Raw genomic sequence first — 24,403 nt, 5'->3', positions numbered from 1 at the left:
CAGAGGACAGGCGGACCATGAGAAAAGCCAGCGAAGCAAACCCCCATTCCGATGGATCCCTGTACCTGCGTACGATCGCCATGCCTGCGGATACGAATCCCGATGGTGACATTTTTGGTGGCTGGCTGATGTCGCAGATGGATCTGGCCGGCGCGTCCTATGCCCGTCTGGTTGCCGGAGGGCGTGTTGTTACAATCGCTGTGGATGGGTTTGTCTTCCATAAGCCCATGATGGTGGGTGACGAACTCAACTGTTACTGCTGGGAGATAAAAAGGGGGCGTACCTCGGTCGGGGTGCGGGTGGAGGCATGGGTCCGGCGCCGTTATACGGGAGTTGAGGAAAAGGTTACCGAGGGAACCTTTACGTTTGTTGCCTTGGGTGATGATCGCAAGGCCCGGCCTCTTGATCAAGGATAGAGCGGGTTTGTAGCGTCCGGTATGGTGTGTCAAAAAGGGTGGAGGACTTGCCTGTTTGCGATGCGCCGGTCGCCACAAACTATGCTACACGGCGGTACAGAAAAGATTGTTCTGGCACAGGGCTCTGGATTCTGTGTAATTCCAGAAGTCAGAGGAGCGTGTCGCTGGTCCTGCCCCGGGGAAGGGGTTGGAGGCCGCAGAAAGTAGAGCCGTTGGAGAGAGTGGTATGAAGACCGTTTACAAGCTGGGAGCAGCCGTCGGGCTTGCCCTTGTTGCCGTCGTCGGGGCGAAAGTGTTCGGTGGGTTGGTCTATTCGGCTGCTGCACCGGATGAAGCGCCTCGCGTTGCCGGGGCCATGACGTTCCGTAAGGCCGCAACCCAGTCAGGATCGGCTTCTGCTGAGCTGCGGCCCGGGGATGCGGCCTTGGGGAAGAAGGCAGTGAAGGTCTGTGCGGCCTGCCATACGTTTGATCAGGGAGGGGCCAACAAGGTCGGTCCCAACCTGTTTGGAATTGTCGGGGCTAAAATTGCGCATGCCGAGGGTTTCAAGTACTCGGATGCTGTCGCCGGTCATGGTGGACGGTGGGATGCCGGGAATCTGGGCAAGTGGCTGACAAATCCCAAGGACTTCATACCCGGTAACAAGATGTCCTATGCCGGGGTCAAAAGCGAGCAGCAGCGTCGCGATATTATCGCCTATCTTGAGACCCTGCGCTGATATCCGGGTGCCTCCGTCGTGTGTGCGGGGGCCTTTGGCTGGTGTCTGATGGGTTGGCTGCCGGTATTTTGCCCCACATGCAAACAAGGCCCCGCAGGTATGACCTAGGAGCCTTGATGGTGGGCGATGCAAGGATCGAACTTGCGACCCCACCCGTGTGAAGGGTGTGCTCTACCGCTGAGCTAATCGCCCGGTACTTTTCCCTTGTATTACCGCCCATTAAAAGGCCAGTGCATGCGGGAGGCCGGCTTTATAAGCTGTGTGCCCCCATTCGTCAAGGCTGTATTCCGAAAAGGTGTCTTTGGTCAGCAAGATGGCAGGCTGTATCCATAATACAGTGTAACATTCTTTGATTTTGGATAGCGGTATCTGGTATGGCAGGGTGCTTTGTCTTAAGGCGTTAGGCTTTTTCGGGCCTTTGCCGTTGTTCTTTTCCTTCCGGCTTCAGGGGGACCCTGCATGACTGTTACCCAAGACGTCCCTGATTCTGTTGCCATTATCCTGGCTGCAGGTCTCGGCACCCGTATGAAGTCAACCCGTCCGAAGGTATTGCATCCTGTGCTGGGGCGCCCAATGGTTGCTCATGTTGCTGATGCGGCGCGCTGTGCCGGCATTGAACGGCTGGTGGCGGTGATTGGGCCAGAGGGTGGGGCCGTTTCTGATTTGCTTGGTCCTGTCCCGACAGCGATACAAAGGGATCGTCTGGGAACAGCCCATGCTGTTCTGCAGGCGCGTTCCGTAATGTCTGGGAACGGCCGTGTGCCGGATACGGTTGTTGTGCTTTATGGCGATACGCCGCTTCTTCAGGCTGATACAATCCGTCGCCTTGTCCAGGCCCGTCGGGACAGTAATGCCGGGGTTGCCGTGCTTGGTTTCCAGGCGGCTGATCCCGGTGGTTATGGTCGTTTGGTCATGGGGCCGTCCGGTCTTGAGCGGATTGTGGAAGCCAAGGATGCTGACGAGGCACAGCAACGTCTGCGCCTGTGTAACTCGGGCGTGATGGCCGTTGATGGTGCCTGTCTTTGGCGCTGGTTGGAGCAGGTGGGAAATGCCAATGCCAAGGGAGAGTATTATCTGACCGATATCGTTGCCTTGGCTCGTGCGGATGGTCGTACCTGTGTTGTTGTGGAAGGCCCTGAGGAAGAGTTTCTGGGTGTCAATTCACGGGCGGAGTTGTCTGCCTGCGAGGCTATTGCCCAAAGGCGCATGCGGCAGCACATGATGGAGTCCGGTGTGACCCTGATTGACCCGGATACCGTTACATTCAGCTGGGATACTCGGTTGGGGCAGGATGTGGTCGTGTGGCCCTTTACCATCTTTGGTCCGGGTGTCTCGGTGGCTGACAACGTCGAGATAAAGGGCTTCTGCCATCTTGAGGGATGCCGGGTTGCCGAGGGTGCTGTTCTTGGACCGTATGCCCGGCTTCGTCCCGGTGCGGATATAGGGGCCGAAGCGCATGTCGGTAACTTTGTGGAAATCAAGAATGCGATGCTTGCCGATGGTGTCAAGGTCAACCACCTGTCTTATATCGGCGATGCTTCTGTCGGAACCCGGTCGAATATCGGAGCGGGGACCATTACCTGTAATTACGACGGGTACAAGAAGCACCGTACGGACATCGGTGCGGGGGTTCTGATTGGATCCAATACGTCTCTGGTGGCTCCGGTCACGGTTGGGGACGGGGCTGTGACCGGTGCCGGATCTGTGCTGACCCGTGATGTTCCCGCTGGGGCACTGGCCTTGGAGCGGGCAGAGCAGAAGAATGTGGAGCAATGGGGGATCCATTTTCATAAAAGCAAAAAAGAAGAAGCAACACGCGGCTGACAGGAAGCAAGAGCATGTGCGGGATTATTGGTGTCATTGGTGAACAGGATGCAGCTCCCCTTCTGGTGGGAGGACTGAAGCGTCTTGAATATCGCGGCTATGACAGTGCCGGTATCGCAACGCTGGTTGGCAGCGAAATTGCCCGTTGCCGTGCTGAAGGGAAGCTGGTCAATCTTGAAGCCCGACTTGCCTTGGCCCCCCTGTCCGGAAGCGTTGGTATCGGGCATACCCGTTGGGCTACGCATGGTGTGCCGGTTGAACGCAATGCCCACCCGCATTCCGATGGTCGGGTTGCGGTGGTGCATAATGGCATTATCGAGAATTACAGTACCCTGCGGGCCGAGCTGGAGGCGGCAGGCTGTGTGTTCCGCAGTGATACGGATACAGAAACCATTGTTCATCTGATCAGCTCGTATTGGCAGCCGGGTGCTGACCCCGTTGAGGCAACGCACAAGGCTCTCCTGCGGCTGGAAGGGGCGTTTGCCCTGGCTGTTATCTTTGCCGGACAGCCGGATCTTATGATAGCGGCCCGGCGTGGCAGCCCGCTTGCCGTTGGGTATGGGCAGGGGGAAATGTTTGTCGGATCGGATGCCTTGGCCCTTGTGCACGTGACCAACCGTCTCAGCTATCTGGAGGAGGGGGACTGGGCTATCCTCAGCCGCAGCGGGGTCGAGATCCGCAATACAGAAGGCTTGAAGGTCGAGCGGCCGGTTCATGTCAGCGCCCTGTCCAGTGCGGCGGTTGGCAAGGGGGGACACCGCCATTATATGGCCAAGGAGATTTTCGAGCAGCCCCAGGTGATCGGTGACAGTCTGCGGGCCTTGGTCAATCCGTTGACCCGTACGGTTACCTTGCCCGATCTTCCTTTTGATCTGGCTTCAGTCAGCCGCATTACGATTGTGGCGTGTGGTACGTCATTTTATGCGGGACTGGTTGCCCGGTACTGGCTTGAGCAAATCGCCCGTATTCCGGTTGATATTGATGTTGCCAGTGAGTTCCGGTACCGGAATCCGGTGTTGCAGCCCGGCGGATTGGCTCTTTTCATTTCGCAGTCCGGTGAAACCGCCGATACCTTGGCAGCCTTGCGGTACTGCAAGGCTCATGGTCAGAAGATTGTGTCCTTGGTCAATGTGACCGAGAGCACAATGGCCAGGGAAAGTGATGCCATCCTGCATACATTGGCTGGGCCTGAAATCGGGGTTGCATCGACCAAGGCCTTTACAACGCAGTTGACGGTTCTTGCCTGCCTTGTTCTGGCGTTGGCGCGCGCCCGTGGTGCTGTAACGGCCGAAAGAGAAATGCAGTTGGCCCATGCACTGGGTGAGGTGCCGGCACGTGTGGCAGAAATTCTTAATCATGACGAGCATATTCGCCGTATTGCCGAAGATGTCATGCAAGCCCGTGACGTCTTGTATCTTGGGCGTGGCTCCAGCTATCCCATTGCTCTGGAAGGGGCCTTGAAGCTCAAGGAAATCAGTTACATTCATGCCGAGGGGTATGCTGCGGGAGAAATGAAGCACGGCCCGATTGCCCTGATCGATGACAAGGTGCCTGTTGTGGTCATTGCCCCCGGCGATGAGCTGCTGGACAAGACCATATCCAATGTTCAGGAGACGGTTGCGCGGGGTGGGCGTGTTATTGTGTTCTCGGATGCACGTGGCGTTGCCCGTATGCGGGACAGTGCTGTTCATGCTGTCATTTTGCCCGAGGTTGACCCCTTTGTAGCCCCTATCCTTTACGCACTGCCTGTTCAGCTTTTGGCCTATCATGTTGCTGTTCTGAAGGGTACGGATGTGGATCAGCCGCGCAATCTGGCCAAAAGCGTAACGGTGGAATAGTATTCTTTCCGTTGGTGTTGGTGGCTTGGGACTGCTCGCATGGTGGGCGTGGAAAAAAAATGCGCGGGTTGCCGTGGAGCCGGTGGATACCATCTTGGTTCATGGCAGCATCAGGCGCACGCTTGCAGACTTCCGGCGTGCAGGTTTTGCGGTTGATCCGGGGGATATCCTGCAAAGCTTTCTTGATGCGGTTGGGGCAAGAGGGACACTTCTGCTGCCATTGTTTTTACGTCCGGGATTCCCTTTGACATCAGGCATACCCCGTCAAAAATAGGCGCCTTGGCGGAAGCGGGGCGCGTGCATGCCGAAGCAGTCAGGACCGGGCATCCCATTTATTCGTTTGCAGTGATTGGATATCGCTCAAAAGAATTTGAGAACATCGATAACGAAAGCGGCTATTCAGAGGAATCGCCTTTTGGTCTTCTGAAGAGGATGGATAGAAAGATAGCGGCCCTTGATGTGGATGACCAAGATTGCATGATGTTCTATCATCACGTTGAAGAAGTCAAAAAAGTTGATTACCGGTTTTTCAAGCTCCATACCCAGATTGGAATGGCGTCACGGAAAGCAAGTCCTACAGGCTGTATGTCAGAGATCTGGAGCGCGGTGTGCGAACGCATGTCGTATATGGGAGAAAGGCTTGTACAAGGGCGACATGCCTAGGGTAGGGTCAGGTCTTCGTGTGGTGAGAAGCAAGGCCATGTTTGATCTTGTCGGGCAAGCTATCGAGCAAGGGAAAGCACTGGGGATGCTGTACTCTTTGGAGAATTCGCCTTGACAGGTCAGCATATTCACCAGTTTGCACGGCGGCTTTGGGGTATTAATCGGAGCCTTACAGGGGAAGGCGTCAGAGAGACGCTGCGAATAATCAAGGGCATTCTTCCGGATCTTGAGATCCATGAGGTTCCAAGCGGGACACGGGTCTTTGACTGGACGATTCCAAAAGAGTGGAGGGTCCGGAAGGCTTATATTATAGACCCGAGTGGTAAGAAGCTTTGCGACTTCAGCTCAAACAATCTGCACCTTGTCGGATACAGTATCCCGATAAAGCAGAAGATCAGTCTTGAGGACCTGCAGAAGCATTTATACTCCCTTCCAGAGCAGCCAACGGCCATACCTTATATTACGTCGTACTACACGGAACATTGGGGGTTTTGTTTGCCGCAGATCCTGCGTGATACTCTTGTTGATGGTGAGTATGAGGTTGTTATTGACACAGAACTTTTTGATGGATCCCTGACATACGGGGAAGTGTTACTGAAAGGTCGCTCCAAGGAAGAAGTGTTGTTGTCAACGTACGTTTGTCATCCTTCAATGGCAAACAATGAACTCTCCGGTCCAACCGTTACGACGTATATTGCGAAGTGGTTGAAAGAGAGGGAGCAGAACGCATTCAGTTACCGTATTGTTTTCATACCGGAAACAATAGGATCCATTTGTTATGTCAGCCGGAATCTCGACAGTTTGAAGTCCAGGGTTTTTGCTGGTTTCAATGTGACATGCGTTGGTGATGACCGTACCTATTCCTATCTTCCGTCACGCCATGGAGACACCATCAGCGATCGTGTTGCGAAGCATGTTCTGAAGCATATATGCCCTGAATACAAAGTTTATACATGGAGTGACAGGGGGAGTGACGAGAGGCAGTATTGCGCCCCTGGCGTGGATTTGCCTGTGGCCTCGATTATGAGGACAAAATACGCGGAGTATGACGAGTACCATACGTCGCTGGATGATCTGGATCACGTCGTCACCCCCGAAGGACTTGAGGGCGGATACAATGCCCTTTTGCGGGCTATTGAGGCTATCGAGCGGAATTGTTACCCCAAGGTCAAGGTACTCTGTGAGCCGCAGTTGGGAAAGAGGGGGCTGTATCCGACGTTATCAACGAAGTCGAGTGGCCTGGAGGTGCGCTTGATGATGGATCTGATTACCTGGTCCGATGGCACACGATCCCTGCTTGAAATTGCAGATCTGTGCAGGGTGCCAATATGGGACCTGTATCCGCTTGTTGACAAGCTGTCTGGTCATGGTCTTCTTGATGTTATGGATGGCCCGCTACCCTTGCAGGTTTGAGTTCTTACCCTTCTTCCGGCGCAGTGATCCCGCCCGCTCCTGATTTCCCCACGCCGTGTCATTTTGTCTTTGTCGTTGGGGGCATGGGTTGACTTTGCAGGGCAGGCGGGTGATTCCTTCAGGGAAAGACAGGGAGTATGCGGTGTGGCTGGATCTGATGGAACTGTTATTCGGGAAGCAACCCTGATCGATGCAGATGCATTGGGCCTTATACACAGGATTGGTTTGCAGGCTGCTGTTCCTTGGGGAATGCCGCCAACAGCCTTGGTTCTGTCGGCCGGTGACCGTGCGGCAGAATGGCGTGAATGGCTGAAGGCCCGCGCAACAACGCGCAATGGCGGCCAGGCTATGGTAGCGGATTCCATGCATGGTCCTGTCGGTTTTATCTGCGTTGCTCCCGGCCATCCTCCCGGTGTGCCCGAGCACTGGTTGATCAGTCACTTCACGGTACTGGGTGCGCATCAGAAGCAGGGCCTTGGGCGTCAGCTGTTGAAGGCGGCTTTGGAAAAGGTGGCGCGCGGGCGCGGTGTAAGGGCGGATCTGTTCGTTCCCTCTGGTGCTCCCTGGGCTGCGGCAGTCGAGCATATGGGGGGACTGCCCGGTGGTGCAGAGCCTTTGGTGCGGGCAGGGATGTCATTTATGGCAGAGCGGTACAGCTTCTCTGTGCTCTCTGCGTAAGTCAGGCGGACTTGGCGGTGCCGTTCGTTCCTTCGATGCACGGGCACAGTGCACCATGCAGGCCGGTGCCCGGACAATAATCAGGAAGATATAATGGCAGCTTTTGATTACGATCTTGTAACGCTTGGTGCCGGATCCGGTGGTGTTCGGGCATCCCGTCTTGCCGGTGGGTATGGAGCCCGTGTTGCCGTGATCGAGGAAAGCCGGGTTGGCGGAACCTGTGTCGTCCGCGGCTGTGTTCCCAAGAAACTGCTGATCTATGGGGCCGAGTTTGCCCGTTCCTTTCAGGATGCACGTGGATATGGCTGGAATGTTGGTGATGTCCATCTTGACTGGCCGGCGCTTGTGGCGAGCAAGAACCGAGAACTTGATCGCTTGGAGACAGTCTACCGCAATACGCTGAAGTCAAATCATGTCGAGCTGGTAGAGGGGCGAGGCAGGCTTGTTGATCCGCATACGGTTGAGGTCAATGGTCGCCGTATGACGGCACAGAGAATACTGGTCGCTGTTGGTGGGTGGCCTGTCCTGCCGGATATCCCGGGTGTCGAGCATGCCATAACATCCAACGAGGCGCTGGATTTGCCCCGCTTGCCGGACAGCATTGTGATTGTCGGGGGGGGCTTCATTGCGGTGGAATTCGCGGGCCTTTTCCGTGCCTTGGGATGCGCGGTGACCTTGGTTATCCGGGCCGACAATATTCTGCGTGGTTTCGATCAGGATATCCGCGAGCACCTGGTTGCCGAACTTGAACATCAGGGCATTACGATCTGTCGCAAGAGCCAGGTGCAATCTATCCGTTGCGAGAAGGATGATCGCCGGATGGTAACGTTGCAGGATGGCCGGGTCTTGGCCTGCGAGCAGGTTATGTACGCAACGGGTCGGGTCCCCAACACGGCGGGTCTGGGGCTTGAAGAAGCCGGGGTTGCGCTGGATCCCCGAACCGGTGCGGTACAGGTTGATGCTTGGTCCCGGACCAGTATCAGCAGCATATGGGCCGTGGGTGATGTGACAAACCGTATCAACCTGACCCCGGTTGCAATCCGGGAAGGCGCCTGTTTTGCTGAAACTGAATTCAACAACAACCCGATGACTCCGGACCATGAAAATGTGGCCTCAGCTGTTTTCAGCCAGCCCGCCGTCGGTACGGTTGGCCTGACCGAAGAGCAGACGCGTGCCCGTGGCCCGGTTGATGTGTATGTGACCCGCTTTCGTCCGATGAAAAATACCCTTTCAGGGCGCGAGGAACGCACCATGATGAAGCTTCTGGTCGATCGGGCAACCCAGATTGTGATCGGGGCCCATATGGTTGGTCCTGATGCGCCGGAGATCATCCAGGGGCTCGCTATCGCCGTAAAGGCCGGCCTGACCAAGAAGGACTTTGATGCGACGGTTGGTATTCATCCCACAGCAGCAGAAGAATTTGTAACCCTGCGTACACCACGGCCTGACCCAGTATCCGTGTGATTTGTTATAAGTACACGTCTTGATGCAAAGGGAATCCTGTTTCAGTGGTGTATTCTTTGCCCCAATGCGTTGCTCTGCAGACCGTTGCTCCGGGCCCATAAAAAGGGTGGCGAGGTAACCGGCTGACTTTTTTGCCTGCTTTTGGTCTGTTGGCTTGCGTCTGTATGCGGATGGAGCCTATATCTCGGACTCCCTGTTGTTTTTGTCAGAGTCTTTTTCTCTGTCTGCTTTAAGGAGGATGATGGTGTTATGTCTGGAAAATGGACCCCCGAAAGCTGGAGGAGCATTGTGCACTCGGCAGTAGAGGCGGGGTGGCCATTTGAGACATTCCAGATGCCGACCTATCCTGATCCACAGAAGCTTCAAGCTGTAGAAGATTCCTTGCGGGGCCTGCCGCCTCTGGTTTTTGCCGGGGAAGCTCGTCGTCTGCGCAGTGCCTTGGCCGAGGTCGCTGAAGGGCGGGCCTTTATGCTCCAGGGCGGTGATTGCGCGGAAAGCTTCTCGGAGTTCCGGGCTGATTCGATCCGCGATACCTTCCGTGTTATTCTGCAAATGGCGATTGTCCTGACCTTCGGTGCATCGTGCCCGGTTGTGAAGGTTGGGCGCATGGCCGGCCAGTTTGCCAAGCCCCGGTCTGCTGCAACGGAAATGCAGGATGGCCAGGAGCTGCCCAGTTACCGGGGTGACATGATCAATGGCCCGGATTTTACCTTGCAGGACCGTACGCCGGATCCGCAGCGCATGATGCAGGTTTACAACCAGTCTGCAGCGACCCTGAACCTGTTGCGTGCCTTTGCAGAAGGTGGTTACGCCGATCTGCACAAGGTTCATCAGTGGACATTAGGCTTTGTCAATGGCTCTGAACAGGTGGCTCGTTACCAGGAAATGGCAGACCGTATCCAGGAAGCCCTGTGCTTCATGGATGCATGCGGCCTGACGGGGGAGCGTGTACCCCAGTTGCGCAAGACGGACTTCTACACATCACACGAGGCGCTTCTGCTGCCCTATGAGCAGGCACTGACCCGTGTGGACTCCACAACAGGGGACTGGTACTGCTGTTCCGCCCATCTGCTGTGGATTGGCGAGCGTACCCGCGATTCCGAAGGGCCGCATGTGGAGTTTCTGCGCGGCGTCCAGAATCCGGTGGCTGTCAAGGTTGGTCCGGGGACAACGCCGGACGTGCTCCTGCGGCTGTGTGATATTCTCAATCCCGCTAACGAGGCGGGGCGCCTGACCCTGATTACCCGTATGGGGGCAGAGGCTCTGGGGGCGCGTCTGCCTGCCCTGATCCGTGCTGTGCAACGCGAGGGGCGCAAGGTTGTGTGGTCTTGCGATCCGATGCATGCCAACACCCACAAGGCTGCCAATGGCTACAAGACCCGTTGTTTCGACCGCATCTTGGCCGAGGTGCGGACATTCTTCGCCGTCCATCGGGCTGAAGGCAGCCATGCCGGAGCCTTGCACCTGGAACTGACCGGGCGTGATGTGACAGAGTGTATTGGCGGATCCCAGGCTATTACCGAAGCCAGACTGGGGGATGCCTATCATACTTTTTGTGATCCCCGCCTGAATGCGGCCCAGTCCTTGGATCTTGCTTTCCTGGTTGCCCAGGCATTGAAGGAGGAGCGACGGGGGCAGCCATTGTCCGGGTTTGCCGTGGGGGCTTGATCTGTCGCGTTGTTTGTTCTGCTTTGGTCTGGGGTGCAAAGGATATCATCTTGGAAGGATTGCTGGACAGGTTTCCTCCTTCGCCTGATTCTGTTCGGGCGTGGACCGATGCGTATTTTTCCCGTACCCGAAACATTATTGAGCGGTTTGGTGATATTGATGTCACCTATGCTATTTTCTTGCGCCGCCCGGTTCTGGCTGCAACGCGCATGGCGCGTGAGTGGCTGGAGGCTGTTGTTCCCAAAGACGGACCGGGTATCTGCATTGAGGAACCCTTTGCGGAAGGGGACCGTGTTGGTGCGGGGGAACCGCTTCTTTTTGTGACCGGTCGTTTCTCTGTTCTGGTTGAGCTGGAAACGCTGTTGTTGCAGAAACTGGGCGCTGCCTGCGTTGCTGCCTGGCAGGCGGAGGCCATGTGCAGCGAGCTGCCTCATGTTGATTTTCTGGCCATGGATGCACGGCATTGTGCCGGAACAGAGATGGCTGCCTTGATGGCCTATGCGGCATCTGTCGGCTCTGCTGCTGCCCGCAAGAGGGCTGGTGCACGTGGTTTTACGGGCAATGCCACAGATGCGACAGCGCACTGGTTTGGCCGTAGCGAGGGTATGGGGACCATGCCGCATGCCTTGATTGGTTATGCCGGGTCAACGGTGCAGGCCGCCAAGATGTATCACGAAACGTTTCCCGACGATCCCCTGACGGTTCTGGTGGATTACTTCGGGCAGGAAGTAGATGACACTCTGGAGGTATGCCGTACTTTCCCGGACCTGGCAGTGGCGGGGCGCCTTGCCGTGCGTCTGGATACGCATGGTGGGCGTTTCCTGCAAGGGCTTGATCCTCAATCCAGCTATGCTGTTCTGGACCAACATGCCCCCCAAGCCATTCGGGGGTACCGTACGGATCGGGAACTGAAGCATCTTATTGGAACGGGCGTATCGGCGGCAGCCATATGGCATGTGCGCGATTGCCTGGACAAGGCAGGTTTCCCTGGTGTGCGGATTGTGGCTTCGTCTGGTTTTACGCCGGAGAAGTGCCGTGTTATCGGGTATGCCCGGGCGCCGGTGGATGTGATTGGAACAGGCAGTTTTCTACCGGATTCTTGGCAAGAGACCTATGCAACGGCTGACATTATTGCCTATGGAGGGGAACCTAGGGTGAAGGTTGGCCGTGAATTTCTGCTGCGTCGTTCACGTTAACGGTATGCAGCCTGGTGATTGCTCCTTTCCTGTCTTTTTACCTGCGGCTTGGTGTGTTCTGTCGTCTTGCGCGTTGACAGGGGTCTGTCTCCATCCTAGCTTGCCGGACTTCGCTGGTTTTGATATCGCAGAATGATCATGGTGATGCCTGATACCCTGAAGCTGGCGCTGGCGCAGCTCAATCCGACTGTTGGTGCCGTCCGGGCCAATGCGGCACTGGTTCGGCATGCCAGGGGTAAAGCTGCGGCAGAAGGAGCCGATCTTCTGATAACCGGTGAGCTGGTCCTGTGCGGATACCCGCCCGAGGATTTGGTATACCGTCCGGCCTTTCTGGATATGATAGAGAGTGAGCTTCAGGCTCTTGCCGCCCTGACAGCGGATGGTGGGCCCGCCCTTCTGGTGGGTGCCCCCTGGCGGCAGGACGGTGCGCTTTACAATGCGGCACTGGTTCTGGATGGAGGGGTGATTAAGGATATTATTCTGAAGCATCACCTGCCGAACTATGGCGTTTTTGACGAGATACGGGTTTTTTCTGCAGGCCCTCTGCCGCAGCCGGTTACGGTGCGTGGTGTTCGCATGGGGGTCATGGTTTGTGAGGATATGTGGTTCCCGGATGTATCACGCTCTCTTGCCCGTAGCGGGGCAGAGCTGCTGGTGGTGCTCAATGGTTCTCCGTGGGAACTGGACAAAATTGCCGAAAGGCAGCAGCACGCCGCGGCCCGTGTGGGCGAAACCGGTTTGGCTTTGGTGTATGTCAACCAGGTAGGTGGTCAGGATGAATTGGTGTTTGATGGATCTTCCTTCGTTCTCGGGTGCGATTCTGCCGTGTGCCATGCCGCGCCGTCGTGGGATGAAGGCGTCACATTTTGCACGTGGTCGCGCCGAAATGCGCGATGGTGGCCGGACGGGGGCGCGTCGTCCCCTGCCGCGTATCCGCGGCGGGAAGAATATATCTACCGGGCTTTGGTTCTTGGCTTGCGCGACTACGTAACCAAAAATGCGTTTCCCGGCGTTCTGCTGGGACTTTCGGGGGGCATTGACAGTGCCCTGTCGGCCGCAATCGCGGTGGATGCGCTGGGTGCCGACCGTGTCTGGTGTGTGATGATGCCGTCGGTCTATACGTCGCGCGAAAGTCTGGATGATGCTGCCGAGGTTGCGCGTCTGTTGGGGTGCCGTCTTGATACCATTCCCATTGCTCCGGCTGTTGATGCGTGGGATCAGATGCTGGCTCCTCTCTTTTCCGGTCATCTGCCCGATATTACCGAAGAAAATTTGCAGTCCCGCACGCGGGGTGTGATCCTGATGGGGCTTTCCAACAAATTTGGCCCGATGGTTCTGTCAACGGGCAACAAGTCCGAGATGAGCACCGGGTATGCGACCCTGTACGGTGATATGTGCGGCGGGTATTCTGTTTTGAAGGATATCTACAAGACCACGGTCTTTGCTGTATCGGAATGGCGCAATATCCGTTGCCCGCAGGGGCTTCTTGGGCCGGCCGGGCCTGTCATGCCGCGGCGGGTCATTGACAAGCCACCCACGGCGGAACTGCGCCACGACCAGAAAGATGAAGACAGTTTGCCCCCATATCCGGTGCTGGATTCTATCTTGGAGAAACTGATTGAGGAGCGCAAAAGCGTTTCGGCTGTTGCGGCAGAAACAGGCTACCCTCAGGCCGAGGTTGAAAGGGTATGGGTGCTGTTGAATCGTGCGGAATACAAGCGTCGTCAAGCCCCGCCCGGTGTCAAGATCACCCGTTGTGCATTCGGGCGCGAGCGCCGCTATCCGTTGACCAATGCTTTTGTAAAACTGGCCTGAGGTTATCCGGGCTTTCTGGAAAACATACTGAATGTCTGTTCGTGTTCGCTTTGCTCCTTCCCCCACCGGTGCCCTTCATATGGGCAATATCCGTCTGGCTGTTATTAATTTCCTGCTTGCGGGCGGTGATCCGGAGCGCTTTGTTCTGCGCTATGATGATACAGACCGGGAGCGTTCCAGGCCTGAATTCATCGAAGGCATAGCCCGTGACCTGCGCTGGTTGGGCATTGAATGGGGGCAGGAGTTTTTCCAGTCGCGTCGGCTTGATCTGTATATGCAGGCGCGGGACCGCCTGATTGCCGATGGTCGCCTGTATCCTTGTTACGAGACACCCGAAGAACTGGAATATATGCGCAACCGGCAGCGTGCACGGGGCTTGCCTCCTGTTTATGACCGCTCGGCATTGGCGCTGACATCGGAGCAGAAGGAAACCCTGGAGCAACAGGGACGGCGCCCGCACTGGCGATTCCGGCTCGATCCCGGAGAGATACGCTGGACGGACCTGGTTCGTGGTGAGTGTGTTTATAACGCAGCCCACTTGGCCGATCCGGTTGTGATACGGGAAGATGGCAGCTTTTTATATTTGTTACCGTCGGTTGTTGACGATGTTGCGATGGGCATAACCCATGTTGTGCGGGGTGAGGATCACGTAACCAATACGGCGGTCCAGATCCAGATGTTCCATGCCTTGGGGGGAAGTCTGCCGGCGTTTGCCCATCTTCCCCTGTTGGTTGGAGCGGATGGGCACAAGCTGTCCAAGCGCAGCGGCAGTTTGTCTGTGGCGGAGTTGCGTGACAAGGGGGTTGAGCCACTGGCTGTCCATGCCCTTTTGGCGCGCCTTGGCTCTTCAGGTGCGGTGGAGCCGATTCAGGATGTGCAGGTTCTGATCCAGGATTTTGATCTCGGGCGCTTTGGGCGTGGTACCCCGAGGCTTGATGAAGCCGATTTGATGCGTCTGACAGAAAAACTGGTCCATGGCATGGGCTGGGATCGGGTTGCCCAACGCCTTCGGTCCCTGGGTTGTGATCTGGCCGACGAGTCCTTCTGGTTGGCTGTTCGTCCGAACGTGCAGACAGTTGCCGATACCCTGCCGTGGTACCGTATTTTACATGGCCCAATGGTTCCTGTTTGCGAAGATCCAGCTTTCCTGGTCGAAGCCGCTTCCTTGCTTCCGCCAGAGCCATGGGACGAGCAGACCTGGAAGCAGTGGACAGGGGTTGTGTCCACGCAAACCGGGCGAAAAGGCAAAGCCTTGTTCATGCCACTGCGCTTGGCCCTGACCGGTTTGGATCATGGTCCGGAGCTTAAGATTCTTCTACCCTTGCTTGGGCGTGGTCGCGTTCTGCAGCGGCTGGGGGGTGCTGCCTAACTCTGGAGATTCCAGAGCATGCGCAGGCTTGTCACGAAAAGAAAGAGGGCAAAGACTTGGCGCAGTCTGTGTGGTTTGACCGTATGTGAAACCCGTGCCCCCCATGGGGCAAAGCAGGCGCTGAGTGGTGCAAGAACCAGTGCGCCGGGCAGGCTTATGTAGCCCAGTGACCAAGGGGGGCGCCCGGGGGTATCCATTCCGGCCATGGCAAACCCGACCGCGCCGGGAATCCCTATCGCCAGACCAAGGGCACTGGCCGTTGCAACAGCGCGGTGTATGGGGACAGAGAAAGCTGTCATGGCCGGCACGCTTAATGTTGCTCCGCCAATGCCCATCAATGTGGCAAGTGTGCCGATCAGGGTGCCCAGGCAGAGTTGCCCCAAAGTTCCCGGCATCCGGATGGTGAAAGAAGGTCCTGACGGGCCGAGGGCCATGTGGAGGGCGACCAGAAGAGCTGTAACCGAGAACACGGTAGTCAGGACGTATCCCTTGACTGATGCTGCTATGATACCTGCCAGAACAGAGCCTGCGACAATACCGGGTGCCCATGTCTTCAGCAGGTCTGCATCGATGGCATGACGACGGTAGTGCGACCATGACGATGACAGGGCCGTCGGGACAATGACGGCCAAGGATGTTCCAACGGCCATGTGCATCCGTATACTGTCATCAATGCCCGGGGTTGCCAGCAGGTGGAACAGGGCAGGGACCATGATGATCCCACCGCCAACTCCCAGAAGCCCGGCTAGGAATCCGGCAGCAATTCCCGTTCCGACAAAGCCGGCAGCCAGGGCGAGAATGCTGAGTGTTGTATCGGTGCTCACTGTGTTGGTCCATGCCATGTGCAGGGCCAGCCAAGATGAGCCACATTCATGGGGCTGTCAAAGTGATGGGTTCCCTTCGGGCAAGAGATTATGTCTTGCTAACACAAAGGGGGGGGCTGTTTTATGGATTTGGAACCAGCCGTTTGTCGTGAGGGGTCCTTGTTTCGTGCCTGTTGGCGTTGCCTGCCGTTGTAATGTGTGTGCTTTCCGTAATGCCGGAGCATTCCAGGATACGATGGCCCGTGCGGGCCTCAAAGTCATGGAACATGTGGTCCGGCAGGGAACCTGTGTCAGACAGGAACAGGCGGATATTCTGGGTGGATACGCGACCCAGCCCGGATTTTTGCAACAGCTTCTCGTAGGAAGATGGTGTTCCCGTGAAGATGGTGCAGCGGGGTAGGCTGGCCAGAACGGTGTCTACGTTGAAGGAGGGAAGCCATATCATGCTTGCCCCCGCAAGCAAGGCGCAATGGCACCCGATAGACAGGCCATAAGCCTGAAACATGGGTACGGTATGCAGAACGATATCCTGATCTGTGATATGCCACGCCTGTATGATGTTCTGCGCCACGGACAGTAGATTGCCGTGGGACAGCAAGGAGCCACTCTGCTGTCCTTTGGTGTCAGAATGATACAGTATGACTGCCGGGTCATCGGGGCGACATTCCACGATCGGGAACTGATCTGATCCTTTGCTGCCATGAATGGCAAAAGTTCCGTTGTGATGTGTCCCCAAAGTCAGCACATGATGAATACCGAAGCGCTGTGCCAAGGCATGAAAGTGGTCTTCCTGTTCCGGTTCCACGATCAGGACCTGTGGTCTGGTGTCATGCAGAATATGGTCCAGTGCCTGCCCCTCATGATCCGGGTTGATGGGGATAAAGACCACGCCCGCCCTCAGACAGGCCAGATGCAGCAACAGAAGCTCGGGTGATTTTTGTACCCGTACGGCGATACGGCCACCTTTTTGCAGGCCAAGCCGGTACAAGCTGTCTGCATAGCGGGCCGACCATTCTGCTGCCATGGTCCAAGTGATGGTTCGACCACCGGGTGTATCCAGCAGAATACGATTCCCGTTGGCAGGTGATCGCGCGTATATGCTTGCGTAAAAAGAGCCTGTCATGAATCTTCTGCCTTTCCCCATGTGATGTCTGTTCTTTGTGCCCCCCGGCATCACATCCTATTTTACCTGGTTTCCTGGATCTGTCAGGTTTTTGGTATTGTCGATTATCTCTGCTTGGTCGTGGCGCCATGTGTGCGGCGGGATTTTCATGCTACGGTGACCAGAAAGGAAATCACGGAGCTGAAGTCCGTATTCATCCGGGTTCAGTCTGTGCATGGGGATGGGGGATCGCATGCGTGTTCTGGTTCTTGGCGCCGGTGTGATCGGTGTTACAACAGCGTGGTACTTGTCTCGTGCCGGCCATGAGGTAGAGGTTCTTGACCGCCAGAAGGGGAGTGCCCTGGAGGCCAGCTATGCCAATGCAGGGGAAATATCACCGGGCTATGCCTCTCCGTGGGCGGCACCGGGCATTCCTCTCAAGGCCCTGTCATGGCTGTTCTCACGGCATGCGCCCCTAGTTCTCCACCCTGCTGTTGATCCGGACACGGTTGTCTGGATGGCGCGTGCCTTGGCCAACTGCAATCCTTCTTCTTATGAGATCAACAAGGCCCGTATGGTGCGTATCGCCGAATACTCGCGGGATCTTCTGAAGGCGCTGCGGGCAGAAACCGCGATTACGTATGACGAACGTATGCTTGGAACCTTGCAGATTTTCCGTACGCAGACGCAACTGGACGAGGCTTCCCGCGATTGTCGAGTTCTTGAACGCCATGGTGTGCGCCATGACATTCTGGATCAGGTCGGCTGTATCGCGGTTGAACCCGGGTTGGCACCCGTTCAGCACAAGATTGTCGGTGGTTTGCGCTTGCCCGGAGATGAAACTGGTGACTGTCTGAAATTTACCCGGTCCCTTGCCGCCATGGCAGCCGATGCGGGCGTTGTTTTCCGTCATGGTGTGACGGTCAAGGCCTTGCAGGTGGATGCGACGCGGGTTACGGGCGTCCTGACATCTGAAGGCTTGACTATGGCTGATGCCTTTGTGCTGGCTTTGGGGAGTTCATCGCCTCTTGTCGCCCGCGAGATTGGTATTTATCTGCCGATAGCGCCTGTAAAAGGGTATTCCATCACCTTGCCCGTATTGAGCGAGGATGTTGCGCCACGTTCCACCATTATGGATGAGACATACAAGGTGGCGGTGACCCGTTTGGGGGATCGTATCCGTGCTGCGGGAACGGCAGAACTGGCTGGCTATGATTTGACGCTTTCTCCGCGTCGTGTTCGTACGATCCGGCATGTGGTGCGGGATTTGTTCCCTGATGCCGGCATGGTAGACTATGCAGATGCTTGGTGTGGCCTGCGTCCGATGACGCCTGACGGAACCCCTGTTCTGGGCGGATGCCGGTATGGCAATATGTGGATCAACACCGGACACGGAACCCTGGGATGGACCATGGCCTGTGGCTCGGCGCGGATTACGGCAGACCTTGTCAGTGGATGTTCTCCGGATATTGACATGGACGGTCTCAGCATTGCCCGTTACGGAGAACCGGACCGTCCGGTCTGATCAGGTGGCTGTATCAAGGGCCTTCAAGGCTGCAAGGGCACGGTCGCGCGCATGCCCATGGTTGACAATGGGAGGTGGGTAGGCACTGCGCGCAAACAGGTCGTCGGGGTCAACAGGGTGCTGGACAGACCGTGTGCTTCGGGTTCGTAACTCGGGAATCCAGCGGCGCACATACGCACCGGCAGGATCGAATTTTTCACCCTGCAGGACTGGATTGAAAATACGGAAGAATGGAGCCGCGTCGGCGCCACAGCCAGCTACCCACTGCCAGTTGCCCGGATTATTGGCGGGGCAGGCATCCACCAATGTATCCCAGAACCAGTCTTCACCCTTTTGCCACGGCACCAGCAGATCTTTCACCAGAAAGGAGCCAACGATCATGCGTACGCGGTTGTGCATCCAGCCTGTGTGCCATAGCTCCCGCATGCCGGCATCTACAATGGGGTAGCCGGTCTGGCCACGACACCAGAGCCGAAATGCTTTTGGGTCATCCTGCCAGGGGAATCTGCGGAATTCCGGTCGCAGCGGTTCTGTATGCAGGGAAGGGTGCTGGAACAGGATGTGATGATTGAATTCCCGCCATCCGATTTCTGAAAGGAACTTCAGGCCCTTCTCGCCCACAGCTCCCAACGTTGCATCCCATATCCGGCGGACAGAAATTTCCCCGAACCGCAAATGGGCCGACAGGCGCGATGTTGCCGCCCGGTCCGGAAAGTCACGGCCCGTGGCATAGTCATCGATGATACCATCCAGAAAATGCCCGAGGCGTTGGAAAGCGCCGTCTTCTCCCGGTTCCCAAGTATCCCGCAGCCCTTGTGTCCAGTCCGGTCCTGATGTGGGGAGAAGGCCGAAATCCTGCAGGTTTGAACCGCTTGTACGGGAGACGTGTGCAGGCCGTATCTGCGATGGTACGTCCAGCGGTTTGTGTGGTGGGTGGAGTGTTGACAGTGTCTTCCAGAATGGTGTGAAGACACGGAACCGCCCTCCGGCCTTGTTACGTACAGCCCCTGGATCAGCCACCAAGCCGGAGCGTGTCATGATGCCCTGTATGGAACGGGACTTCAGGGCGTCCTGTACTGCGTTGTCCTGTGCCGTCATCCACGGTGTGTGGCCTTGATTCCAGAAAACCGCACTGGCATTCAACGCTTTGGCAAGTGAGGGAATTTCTGTCGCGCTACTGCCGTGGCGAAATATCAATGTCACGCCATGGCAGGCAAGCTGGTCTGTCAGGCTTTTCAGGCTGTGATGCAGCCACCAGCGTGATGCGGCCCCAAGCGGGCGGCCATCACTATCCGGATCCAGAACAAAGACTCCTGCGACAGGGGCTCCACTTTCGATGGCGGCAACAAGGGCGGGATGATCATCCAGGCGCAGGTCATAGCGAAACCAGACCAGGGCAGGGGAATGCGTGTTCATGGAGAGATCCATCGTGACGGGAACGTGCGGCTGGTAATGATATATAGCTCTTATCCGGCTGTTTGTGGCGGGGTCATATTACCGCGAAGCATACGGATTGTATGAGAGAGGCTGGCTTGATCATAAGGTTCGGGGCGGACAACACCCCATACAGGATCGGGCCATGCCGGGTCATCGTGAAAACGGGCAATCACATGTACGTGCAGCTGGGGCACCTGGTTCCCCAATGCGGCTACGTTGATCTTGTCCGCCTTGGTTGCATCTTCCAGCAGACGTGCTGCCAGCGCCATTTCATGGACCAGGCGGGTACGATCCTCCGGTGACAGATGGTGCAGCTCACGGACATCTTCCCGCTGGGGGACCAGGATCAGCCAAGGGTACGTACGATCATTCATCAGCAGAACCCGGCTCAGGGGCCAGACCGCAATCTCAACGGTATCGGCTTCAAGGCGGGGGTGCAGCCTGAACATTGCGCGCTCTTTCCTGGTGCTGTGACAGTGCACCCCATGCTGCCCTAATGAGGTTGTTTTGTCACGGGAAAGCCTGCAAAACAATTCTGTATGCCCATGGTCCTGGATGCTGGAATGAGGAACCCCCGCCATTCCTGAAGACCCTGGGGGAGAGATGGGTCTCAGGCTTGGCGGGGGTGGGCAGAAGGTTTTACCCCTCTGCCGGTGTTTCAGTGCACCGCTGGTCCGGGTGCGTATGTCTCTATCATCTTGACCTGACTATCCAGTCCGACCAGGGACAGCAGGCCTCTTGGCTGACCGGGCGGGCACAGGAGTGTCAGTGCCCGACCACTGGAAACCAGGCGTTGGTTCAGCGCGATGATCAACCCGATTGCGGCGGCGTCGATGACCGCTACGCTGCTCAGATCAAGGGTTACGTCCTGCTTTGCGTCTTGGCTGATGTCTATAAACACCGGCAGAACGCTGTCCAGGGTCGAGAGGGTTAGGTCACCCATGACAACAGCAATAATGTCTTGGTGGCTGTTGAGCAGGGTAACGGACATCTCTCTGTACTCCTTCATCGGCTTACCCATGTCAGAGCAAGCCCGATGCCAGGATTAGGGAGGCTTTTATATCAAGGTATTATTGTTTTATGTGTGCTGATGTCCCTGCTGCATTCGCAGGTTGCGACGCGCTTCGGGGCCTGTTTTGCGGGATATGGGGTCATTCAGGCAAAAAGCCCCATGACGGCGGTGCCGCCGAAAAGGATAAGTCCGGAAAAAATTATAAGGGCGATTAATGACAGGCACCATGCAATCAGAAGAACAATCCCGTCACGCTCAAAAAGCCCAAGCCCCAGCAGGCAGAGGATGATTCCTAAAGGGATATTGGTAAAGGGAACCGGGAGGAGAAGAAGGACAGACACAATAACCATCATAAGGCCTGTCAATCTTTCTCCTGCGGTTGATGAGAGCCATGGCAAACGATAGCGCAGGATTTTTTCAACTTTCTTCATTCTGGGTAGAATGACAGCAAGTGACTTTTTCCATGTCTCAAGGTCAATCGATTGGCGGCTTAGAATAGCCGGAAGCCATGGTCTTTTCTGTCCGGCTGCCAGTTGCAGACTTATAACCAGCAGGGGAGCCCCGAACACAAGGCCAAAACCCGGTATCGGCATAGGAATGAGGCAGGGAAATGCCAGGGCCAGAACGATGACACCCCATGCTCGGTCATCAAGAACCCGTGTGATATCACCGATACAGATTCGTGAAGAACCAGCTGGTGGTGAAAGAGCTTCCAGAGCTTGGGAGGCTGGAATGTGGCGGTAGGAACGCGGCTGATCAAAGGACATGCAGAAACCTGGGTTATCGCAGTTCAGGTACGTTGTAGTGTGCTGCGCGATGGGAGACGGGAGAAAACAGAGCACGTTTTTACGGTATTCTTCAAGCCTGTGCATCTTATGAATACAATCTGTACAGCTTCTGTGAAACGAATTATCTCAACATAAAGAAAAATTTGCCTTCATGCATTTCATAAGCAGATCCTTCCTGATCTGATCATTGCAATTGTTTCTCAGTCAAAATACTGCGGTGGAGTATTGGATGTATTTGTGATTGTATTCATGGCTCTGCACTGTTCCTTTCTCAGATGAATGCGGATTGTGCTTCAAAGGTTTTTCCGGCGTGTTTGATGTCTTTGCATCATGGGAGGGGATATGGGCACAGATCATGACACAACTCTGCATGCTGCTGTCAGTGCTGAGCGCTCTTTGTCAGGTGTTGATGCGGATGGTAACGCCACCGGGATGTCCTATATTCCTTACCCTGCCGATTCTGTCTGGGAATGGCGCATCCCATACGTTCAAGGTACAGGGGACACCGCAGTCTATGGCGTTCAGGCTGATCGCCTTTCTTTTACCATTGACGGGCATAGCTATCATGTTACGCGTGGTTCAGGTCCCAAGTTCTGGGACATCAATCGTCTTGCCGAAGACATGGAGACTGCGCTAAGCGGAAGCATGCATGAGGCGGCAAGGATCAAGGTTACCCCGGATGGTCATTCTCTTCGGTTTATGAACATGGGTAGTGTCCGTATTGGCAAGGTCATAGCCCACCGCGATGATATTGGCAGTACAACAGAATTTCGTTTCAGTCCCGGTGAATTCAGGATCATGTTGGGCGACAATCCGCCAACCGAAGGGCCCGGTCGTGCCCTGCCACCTGTGCAGTATGCGCATGCATCTTTTCCGGGCCCTGATAGCGGGGCTGTATCCACGATGACATTCAGGTTGCCTCCATTATCCGATGGGCTGTCCCCAAAAGGCATGCAATTCAAGATTGGTGGCCATGATGTCAATATTACCTTTGCCGGCGAGCAGGATGTTTTGGGGCTGTTCGCCAAGGCCCGTTTTGAAGTTGCTGCGGACAGTAATGGGGTTATTACCATAAAAACAACGACCAAGGCTCCCATGGGGGCTGGGGAGGTAACTCTATCCAGGCCACCTGTTGCATTACAGATCCGGGATGGTGAACCTGGTGGTCTTGCGCTGGATCCTGTTCCATCTTCGATAACGCTTTCTGGCCTTTGGCCATCAGGTATACCGAACGGTGATGGGGGAGAGCCTCTCGACCTCAACATTATTTTACGCAAGGGAGAAATACTGAGGGAATCTGTTCACATTGCAGTCGATTATCGTGAGAGTACCAGCCCTGACCAGCTGGTTGAGATCCTCAATCAGGCATTCGTGAATGATCCCCACGAACTTGTTGCGTCACTGGACAGCCAGAACAGGCTTGTTATCAGTAGCCCGGAAGGATTTATCTTCGAGCGTGTGACGCTTGTCATACCTGATGGGCGTGGTCAAGCCGACACAATTGGTGCCCAGACTGAGCCCGGCAAGCCGGGTGTTATCCCGCCGCAGGATACATCGTACCGTCATTTGAATGAGCCTGCCTTGCAGAGAACTCTGCGTCTTGACCGGCAGTATCACGAGGGTGACGAGGCGTATGATCCTGCTGCCATTCCTGATCTGAGTCAGGATGCACCGTCCTTGCCCGGTGCATCCCGTATCCTGCAGCAGGATGGTGCAATGGCCTATGCACAGCCATCTTTTGCCCGGTTTGACCTGTCAGGTAACACCATGGCGATGTCGGGATCTGGCAATTCCCCGCCAGATACAAGACCGGATTTGCTGATTGTGAATCTGCAGTTCCAGATCGGGGATGAGGCCGTTACGGTTCGGGATACATTTGCGACGCTTAAAGAAATCCAGCAGGCGGTCAACGATGCCATTCGGAGCAAGCCCGGGTTGGAGAATACCTTGGCAAAAATCAGTGATGGTGCTCTTGTTATCGAGAATGCAGCCGCACAACCCTTTACGGCGGCTCATTGGTCCGTAACGCCGGCAATCGTATGGTCACCCGATATTCTGGACCGTGTGGACGGGCGTATGGCCTCAGACGCTGTGCCGTCTACTGCCTTTCTTGATATTGGTGCATATTCGGGGCATGCCTTGTCCCTGCCGTTTGAGTTTATCCACCCTGTTCTCAGTTCACCGGGCGTTCTGCATATTCAGGCGCAGTCGTGGCGTACGCCAACTGAACTGGCCAATGTGATAACGCAGGCCGGCTCTGCACACGGCATTACGGCATCCTTCCTTGTTGAGAGCAATATCGGAAAGATTATTTTGCAAGATCAGCACGGGCGCGATTTCCGGGCTGAGCGGATGACGGTTTCTGTCGAAATGCCAGACGAAAAGCACGAAGGTTTCGCTGGTGTCTGCCTGCCCTCATCTCATGGATATACCCCGGGGCCCATTACTTCGGACATTTCGGGGGACTGGATTGACCTTGATGCTATGGCATGCAGAACAGAAGAACTGCCAACGGTTGCATCCAGCCTTGTAAAATCAGAGTTTGTCCAGGATGTCTTCGAGCTTTTGCCTGACGATATGAAAGCGGCTGTAGCATTTTTTGTACCAGAGTTCGCAGAGCTGCTTTGACATTCCTTATGCGGCGGCAGCGTTG

20 protein-coding genes and 1 tRNA gene are annotated in these 24,403 nt (G+C 56.0%); 14 read left to right on the top strand and 7 right to left on the bottom strand.

The window, feature by feature from the left end; all coding sequences use genetic code 11:
* The first annotated feature begins 17 nt into the window (after positions 1-17).
* Positions 18-416 (top strand): acyl-CoA thioesterase, encoded by a 399-nt coding sequence (locus tag HEQ72_RS02955; protein ID WP_066136744.1) that lies wholly within the window; start codon positions 18-20, stop codon positions 414-416.
* 226 nt (positions 417-642) lie between these two features.
* Positions 643-1,134: a c-type cytochrome gene (locus tag HEQ72_RS02950; protein ID WP_168018533.1), complete on the top strand. Its 492-nt coding sequence runs from the start codon at positions 643-645 to the stop codon at positions 1,132-1,134.
* Between the two features lie 117 nt (positions 1,135-1,251).
* Here HEQ72_RS02950 and HEQ72_RS02945 read toward each other — a convergent pair.
* Positions 1,252-1,326 (bottom strand) — tRNA-Val (locus HEQ72_RS02945).
* A gap of 267 nt (positions 1,327-1,593) precedes the next feature.
* On the opposite strand from HEQ72_RS02945, the gene glmU reads away from it, so the two are divergent.
* From glmU to gltX, 10 genes are all read left to right on the top strand, one after another.
* Positions 1,594-2,958: a bifunctional UDP-N-acetylglucosamine diphosphorylase/glucosamine-1-phosphate N-acetyltransferase GlmU gene (glmU, locus tag HEQ72_RS02940; RefSeq protein WP_168022484.1), complete on the top strand. Its 1,365-nt coding sequence runs from the start codon at positions 1,594-1,596 to the stop codon at positions 2,956-2,958.
* A 14-nt stretch (positions 2,959-2,972) separates the two neighbouring features.
* A complete protein-coding gene (glmS, locus tag HEQ72_RS02935; protein WP_168018535.1) occupies positions 2,973-4,796 on the top strand; it encodes a glutamine--fructose-6-phosphate transaminase (isomerizing) in 1,824 nt (607 codons plus the stop codon).
* Positions 4,797-5,015: 219 nt separating this feature from the next.
* The gene (locus HEQ72_RS02930; protein ID WP_322099466.1) at positions 5,016-5,459 is read left to right on the top strand and encodes an AAC(3) family N-acetyltransferase; all 444 of its coding nucleotides are present in this window, start codon (positions 5,016-5,018) and stop codon (positions 5,457-5,459) included.
* A 111-nt stretch (positions 5,460-5,570) separates the two neighbouring features.
* Positions 5,571-6,872, top strand: coding sequence for a DUF4910 domain-containing protein (locus tag HEQ72_RS02925; protein ID WP_168018538.1), 1,302 nt, complete (start codon positions 5,571-5,573; stop codon positions 6,870-6,872).
* A gap of 144 nt (positions 6,873-7,016) precedes the next feature.
* Positions 7,017-7,550: a GNAT family N-acetyltransferase gene (locus HEQ72_RS11355; protein ID WP_168018539.1), complete on the top strand. Its 534-nt coding sequence runs from the start codon at positions 7,017-7,019 to the stop codon at positions 7,548-7,550.
* 93 nt (positions 7,551-7,643) lie between these two features.
* A complete protein-coding gene (gene gor, locus HEQ72_RS02915; RefSeq protein ID WP_168022483.1) occupies positions 7,644-9,014 on the top strand; it encodes a glutathione-disulfide reductase in 1,371 nt (456 codons plus the stop codon).
* Positions 9,015-9,263: 249 nt separating this feature from the next.
* Positions 9,264-10,682 (top strand): class II 3-deoxy-7-phosphoheptulonate synthase, encoded by a 1,419-nt coding sequence (locus tag HEQ72_RS02910; protein ID WP_168022482.1) that lies wholly within the window; start codon positions 9,264-9,266, stop codon positions 10,680-10,682.
* 50 nt (positions 10,683-10,732) lie between these two features.
* Positions 10,733-11,878 (top strand): nicotinate phosphoribosyltransferase, encoded by a 1,146-nt coding sequence (locus HEQ72_RS02905; protein ID WP_245184057.1) that lies wholly within the window; start codon positions 10,733-10,735, stop codon positions 11,876-11,878.
* A gap of 144 nt (positions 11,879-12,022) precedes the next feature.
* Positions 12,023-13,693 carry an NAD+ synthase gene (locus HEQ72_RS02900; RefSeq protein ID WP_168022481.1) on the top strand — a complete coding sequence of 557 codons (1,671 nt, stop codon included), beginning with the start codon at positions 12,023-12,025 and terminating at the stop codon, positions 13,691-13,693.
* Positions 13,694-13,724: 31 nt separating this feature from the next.
* Complete coding sequence (gene gltX, locus HEQ72_RS02895; RefSeq protein ID WP_168022480.1) at positions 13,725-15,062, top strand: glutamate--tRNA ligase; 1,338 nt, start codon at positions 13,725-13,727, stop codon at positions 15,060-15,062.
* Here gltX and HEQ72_RS02890 read toward each other — a convergent pair.
* Together HEQ72_RS02890 and HEQ72_RS02885 are read right to left on the bottom strand one after the other, a co-directional pair.
* Positions 15,059-15,886 (bottom strand): sulfite exporter TauE/SafE family protein, encoded by an 828-nt coding sequence (locus tag HEQ72_RS02890; protein ID WP_322099463.1) that lies wholly within the window; start codon positions 15,884-15,886, stop codon positions 15,059-15,061. The genes gltX and HEQ72_RS02890 overlap by 4 nt on opposite strands.
* Positions 15,887-16,007: 121 nt before the next feature.
* Positions 16,008-17,009 (bottom strand): AMP-binding protein, encoded by a 1,002-nt coding sequence (locus tag HEQ72_RS02885; RefSeq protein ID WP_168022478.1) that lies wholly within the window; start codon positions 17,007-17,009, stop codon positions 16,008-16,010.
* Between the two features lie 232 nt (positions 17,010-17,241).
* Between HEQ72_RS02885 and HEQ72_RS02880 the strand changes: the two genes are divergently transcribed.
* Complete coding sequence (locus HEQ72_RS02880; protein WP_168022477.1) at positions 17,242-18,513, top strand: D-amino acid dehydrogenase; 1,272 nt, start codon at positions 17,242-17,244, stop codon at positions 18,511-18,513.
* Here the strand turns inward: HEQ72_RS02880 and HEQ72_RS02875 are convergent, their stop codons facing one another.
* From HEQ72_RS02875 to HEQ72_RS02860, 4 genes are all read right to left on the bottom strand, one after another.
* The gene (locus HEQ72_RS02875) at positions 18,514-19,929 is read right to left on the bottom strand and encodes a cryptochrome/photolyase family protein (RefSeq protein WP_209316158.1); all 1,416 of its coding nucleotides are present in this window, start codon (positions 19,927-19,929) and stop codon (positions 18,514-18,516) included. It abuts the gene before it with no gap.
* Positions 19,930-19,979: 50 nt separating this feature from the next.
* Positions 19,980-20,399: an HIT domain-containing protein gene (locus HEQ72_RS02870; protein ID WP_066135127.1), complete on the bottom strand. Its 420-nt coding sequence runs from the start codon at positions 20,397-20,399 to the stop codon at positions 19,980-19,982.
* A 209-nt stretch (positions 20,400-20,608) separates the two neighbouring features.
* A complete protein-coding gene (locus tag HEQ72_RS02865; RefSeq protein WP_066135129.1) occupies positions 20,609-20,941 on the bottom strand; it encodes a lipid asymmetry maintenance protein MlaB in 333 nt (110 codons plus the stop codon).
* A 164-nt stretch (positions 20,942-21,105) separates the two neighbouring features.
* Complete coding sequence (locus HEQ72_RS02860) at positions 21,106-21,729, bottom strand: exopolysaccharide biosynthesis protein (RefSeq protein WP_168018554.1); 624 nt, start codon at positions 21,727-21,729, stop codon at positions 21,106-21,108.
* A 363-nt stretch (positions 21,730-22,092) separates the two neighbouring features.
* Between HEQ72_RS02860 and HEQ72_RS02855 the strand changes: the two genes are divergently transcribed.
* Positions 22,093-24,378: a hypothetical protein gene (locus tag HEQ72_RS02855; protein ID WP_168018556.1), complete on the top strand. Its 2,286-nt coding sequence runs from the start codon at positions 22,093-22,095 to the stop codon at positions 24,376-24,378.
* Positions 24,379-24,403: the final 25 nt, after the last annotated feature.

The sequence above is a fragment of the Haematospirillum sp. 15-248 genome (assembly GCF_012102665.1).
Lineage (GTDB): Bacteria > Pseudomonadota > Alphaproteobacteria > Rhodospirillales > Rhodospirillaceae > Haematospirillum.
The sequence above is the reverse complement of the archived record's forward strand: the minus strand, read 5'-3'. Positions and strand labels throughout refer to the sequence as shown.

What these genes read in the sequence shown, in the direction of transcription:
- HEQ72_RS02955 (WP_066136744.1), top strand. Translation starts at nt 18, where the DNA reads ATGAGAAAAGCCAGCGAAGCAAACCCCCATTCCGATGGATCCCTGTAC.
- HEQ72_RS02950 (WP_168018533.1), top strand. Translation starts at nt 643, where the DNA reads ATGAAGACCGTTTACAAGCTGGGAGCAGCCGTCGGGCTTGCCCTTGTT.
- glmU (WP_168022484.1), top strand. Translation starts at nt 1,594, where the DNA reads ATGACTGTTACCCAAGACGTCCCTGATTCTGTTGCCATTATCCTGGCT.
- glmS (WP_168018535.1), top strand. Translation starts at nt 2,973, where the DNA reads ATGTGCGGGATTATTGGTGTCATTGGTGAACAGGATGCAGCTCCCCTT.
- gor (WP_168022483.1), top strand. Translation starts at nt 7,644, where the DNA reads ATGGCAGCTTTTGATTACGATCTTGTAACGCTTGGTGCCGGATCCGGT.
- HEQ72_RS02910 (WP_168022482.1), top strand. Translation starts at nt 9,264, where the DNA reads ATGTCTGGAAAATGGACCCCCGAAAGCTGGAGGAGCATTGTGCACTCG.
- HEQ72_RS02900 (WP_168022481.1), top strand. Translation starts at nt 12,023, where the DNA reads ATGCCTGATACCCTGAAGCTGGCGCTGGCGCAGCTCAATCCGACTGTT.
- gltX (WP_168022480.1), top strand. Translation starts at nt 13,725, where the DNA reads ATGTCTGTTCGTGTTCGCTTTGCTCCTTCCCCCACCGGTGCCCTTCAT.
- HEQ72_RS02885 (WP_168022478.1), bottom strand. Translation starts at nt 17,009, where the DNA reads ATGACAGGCTCTTTTTACGCAAGCATATACGCGCGATCACCTGCCAAC.
- HEQ72_RS02880 (WP_168022477.1), top strand. Translation starts at nt 17,242, where the DNA reads ATGCGTGTTCTGGTTCTTGGCGCCGGTGTGATCGGTGTTACAACAGCG.
- HEQ72_RS02875 (WP_209316158.1), bottom strand. Translation starts at nt 19,929, where the DNA reads ATGAACACGCATTCCCCTGCCCTGGTCTGGTTTCGCTATGACCTGCGC.
- HEQ72_RS02870 (WP_066135127.1), bottom strand. Translation starts at nt 20,399, where the DNA reads ATGTTCAGGCTGCACCCCCGCCTTGAAGCCGATACCGTTGAGATTGCG.
- HEQ72_RS02865 (WP_066135129.1), bottom strand. Translation starts at nt 20,941, where the DNA reads ATGTCCGTTACCCTGCTCAACAGCCACCAAGACATTATTGCTGTTGTC.
- HEQ72_RS02860 (WP_168018554.1), bottom strand. Translation starts at nt 21,729, where the DNA reads ATGTCCTTTGATCAGCCGCGTTCCTACCGCCACATTCCAGCCTCCCAA.
- HEQ72_RS02855 (WP_168018556.1), top strand. Translation starts at nt 22,093, where the DNA reads ATGGGCACAGATCATGACACAACTCTGCATGCTGCTGTCAGTGCTGAG.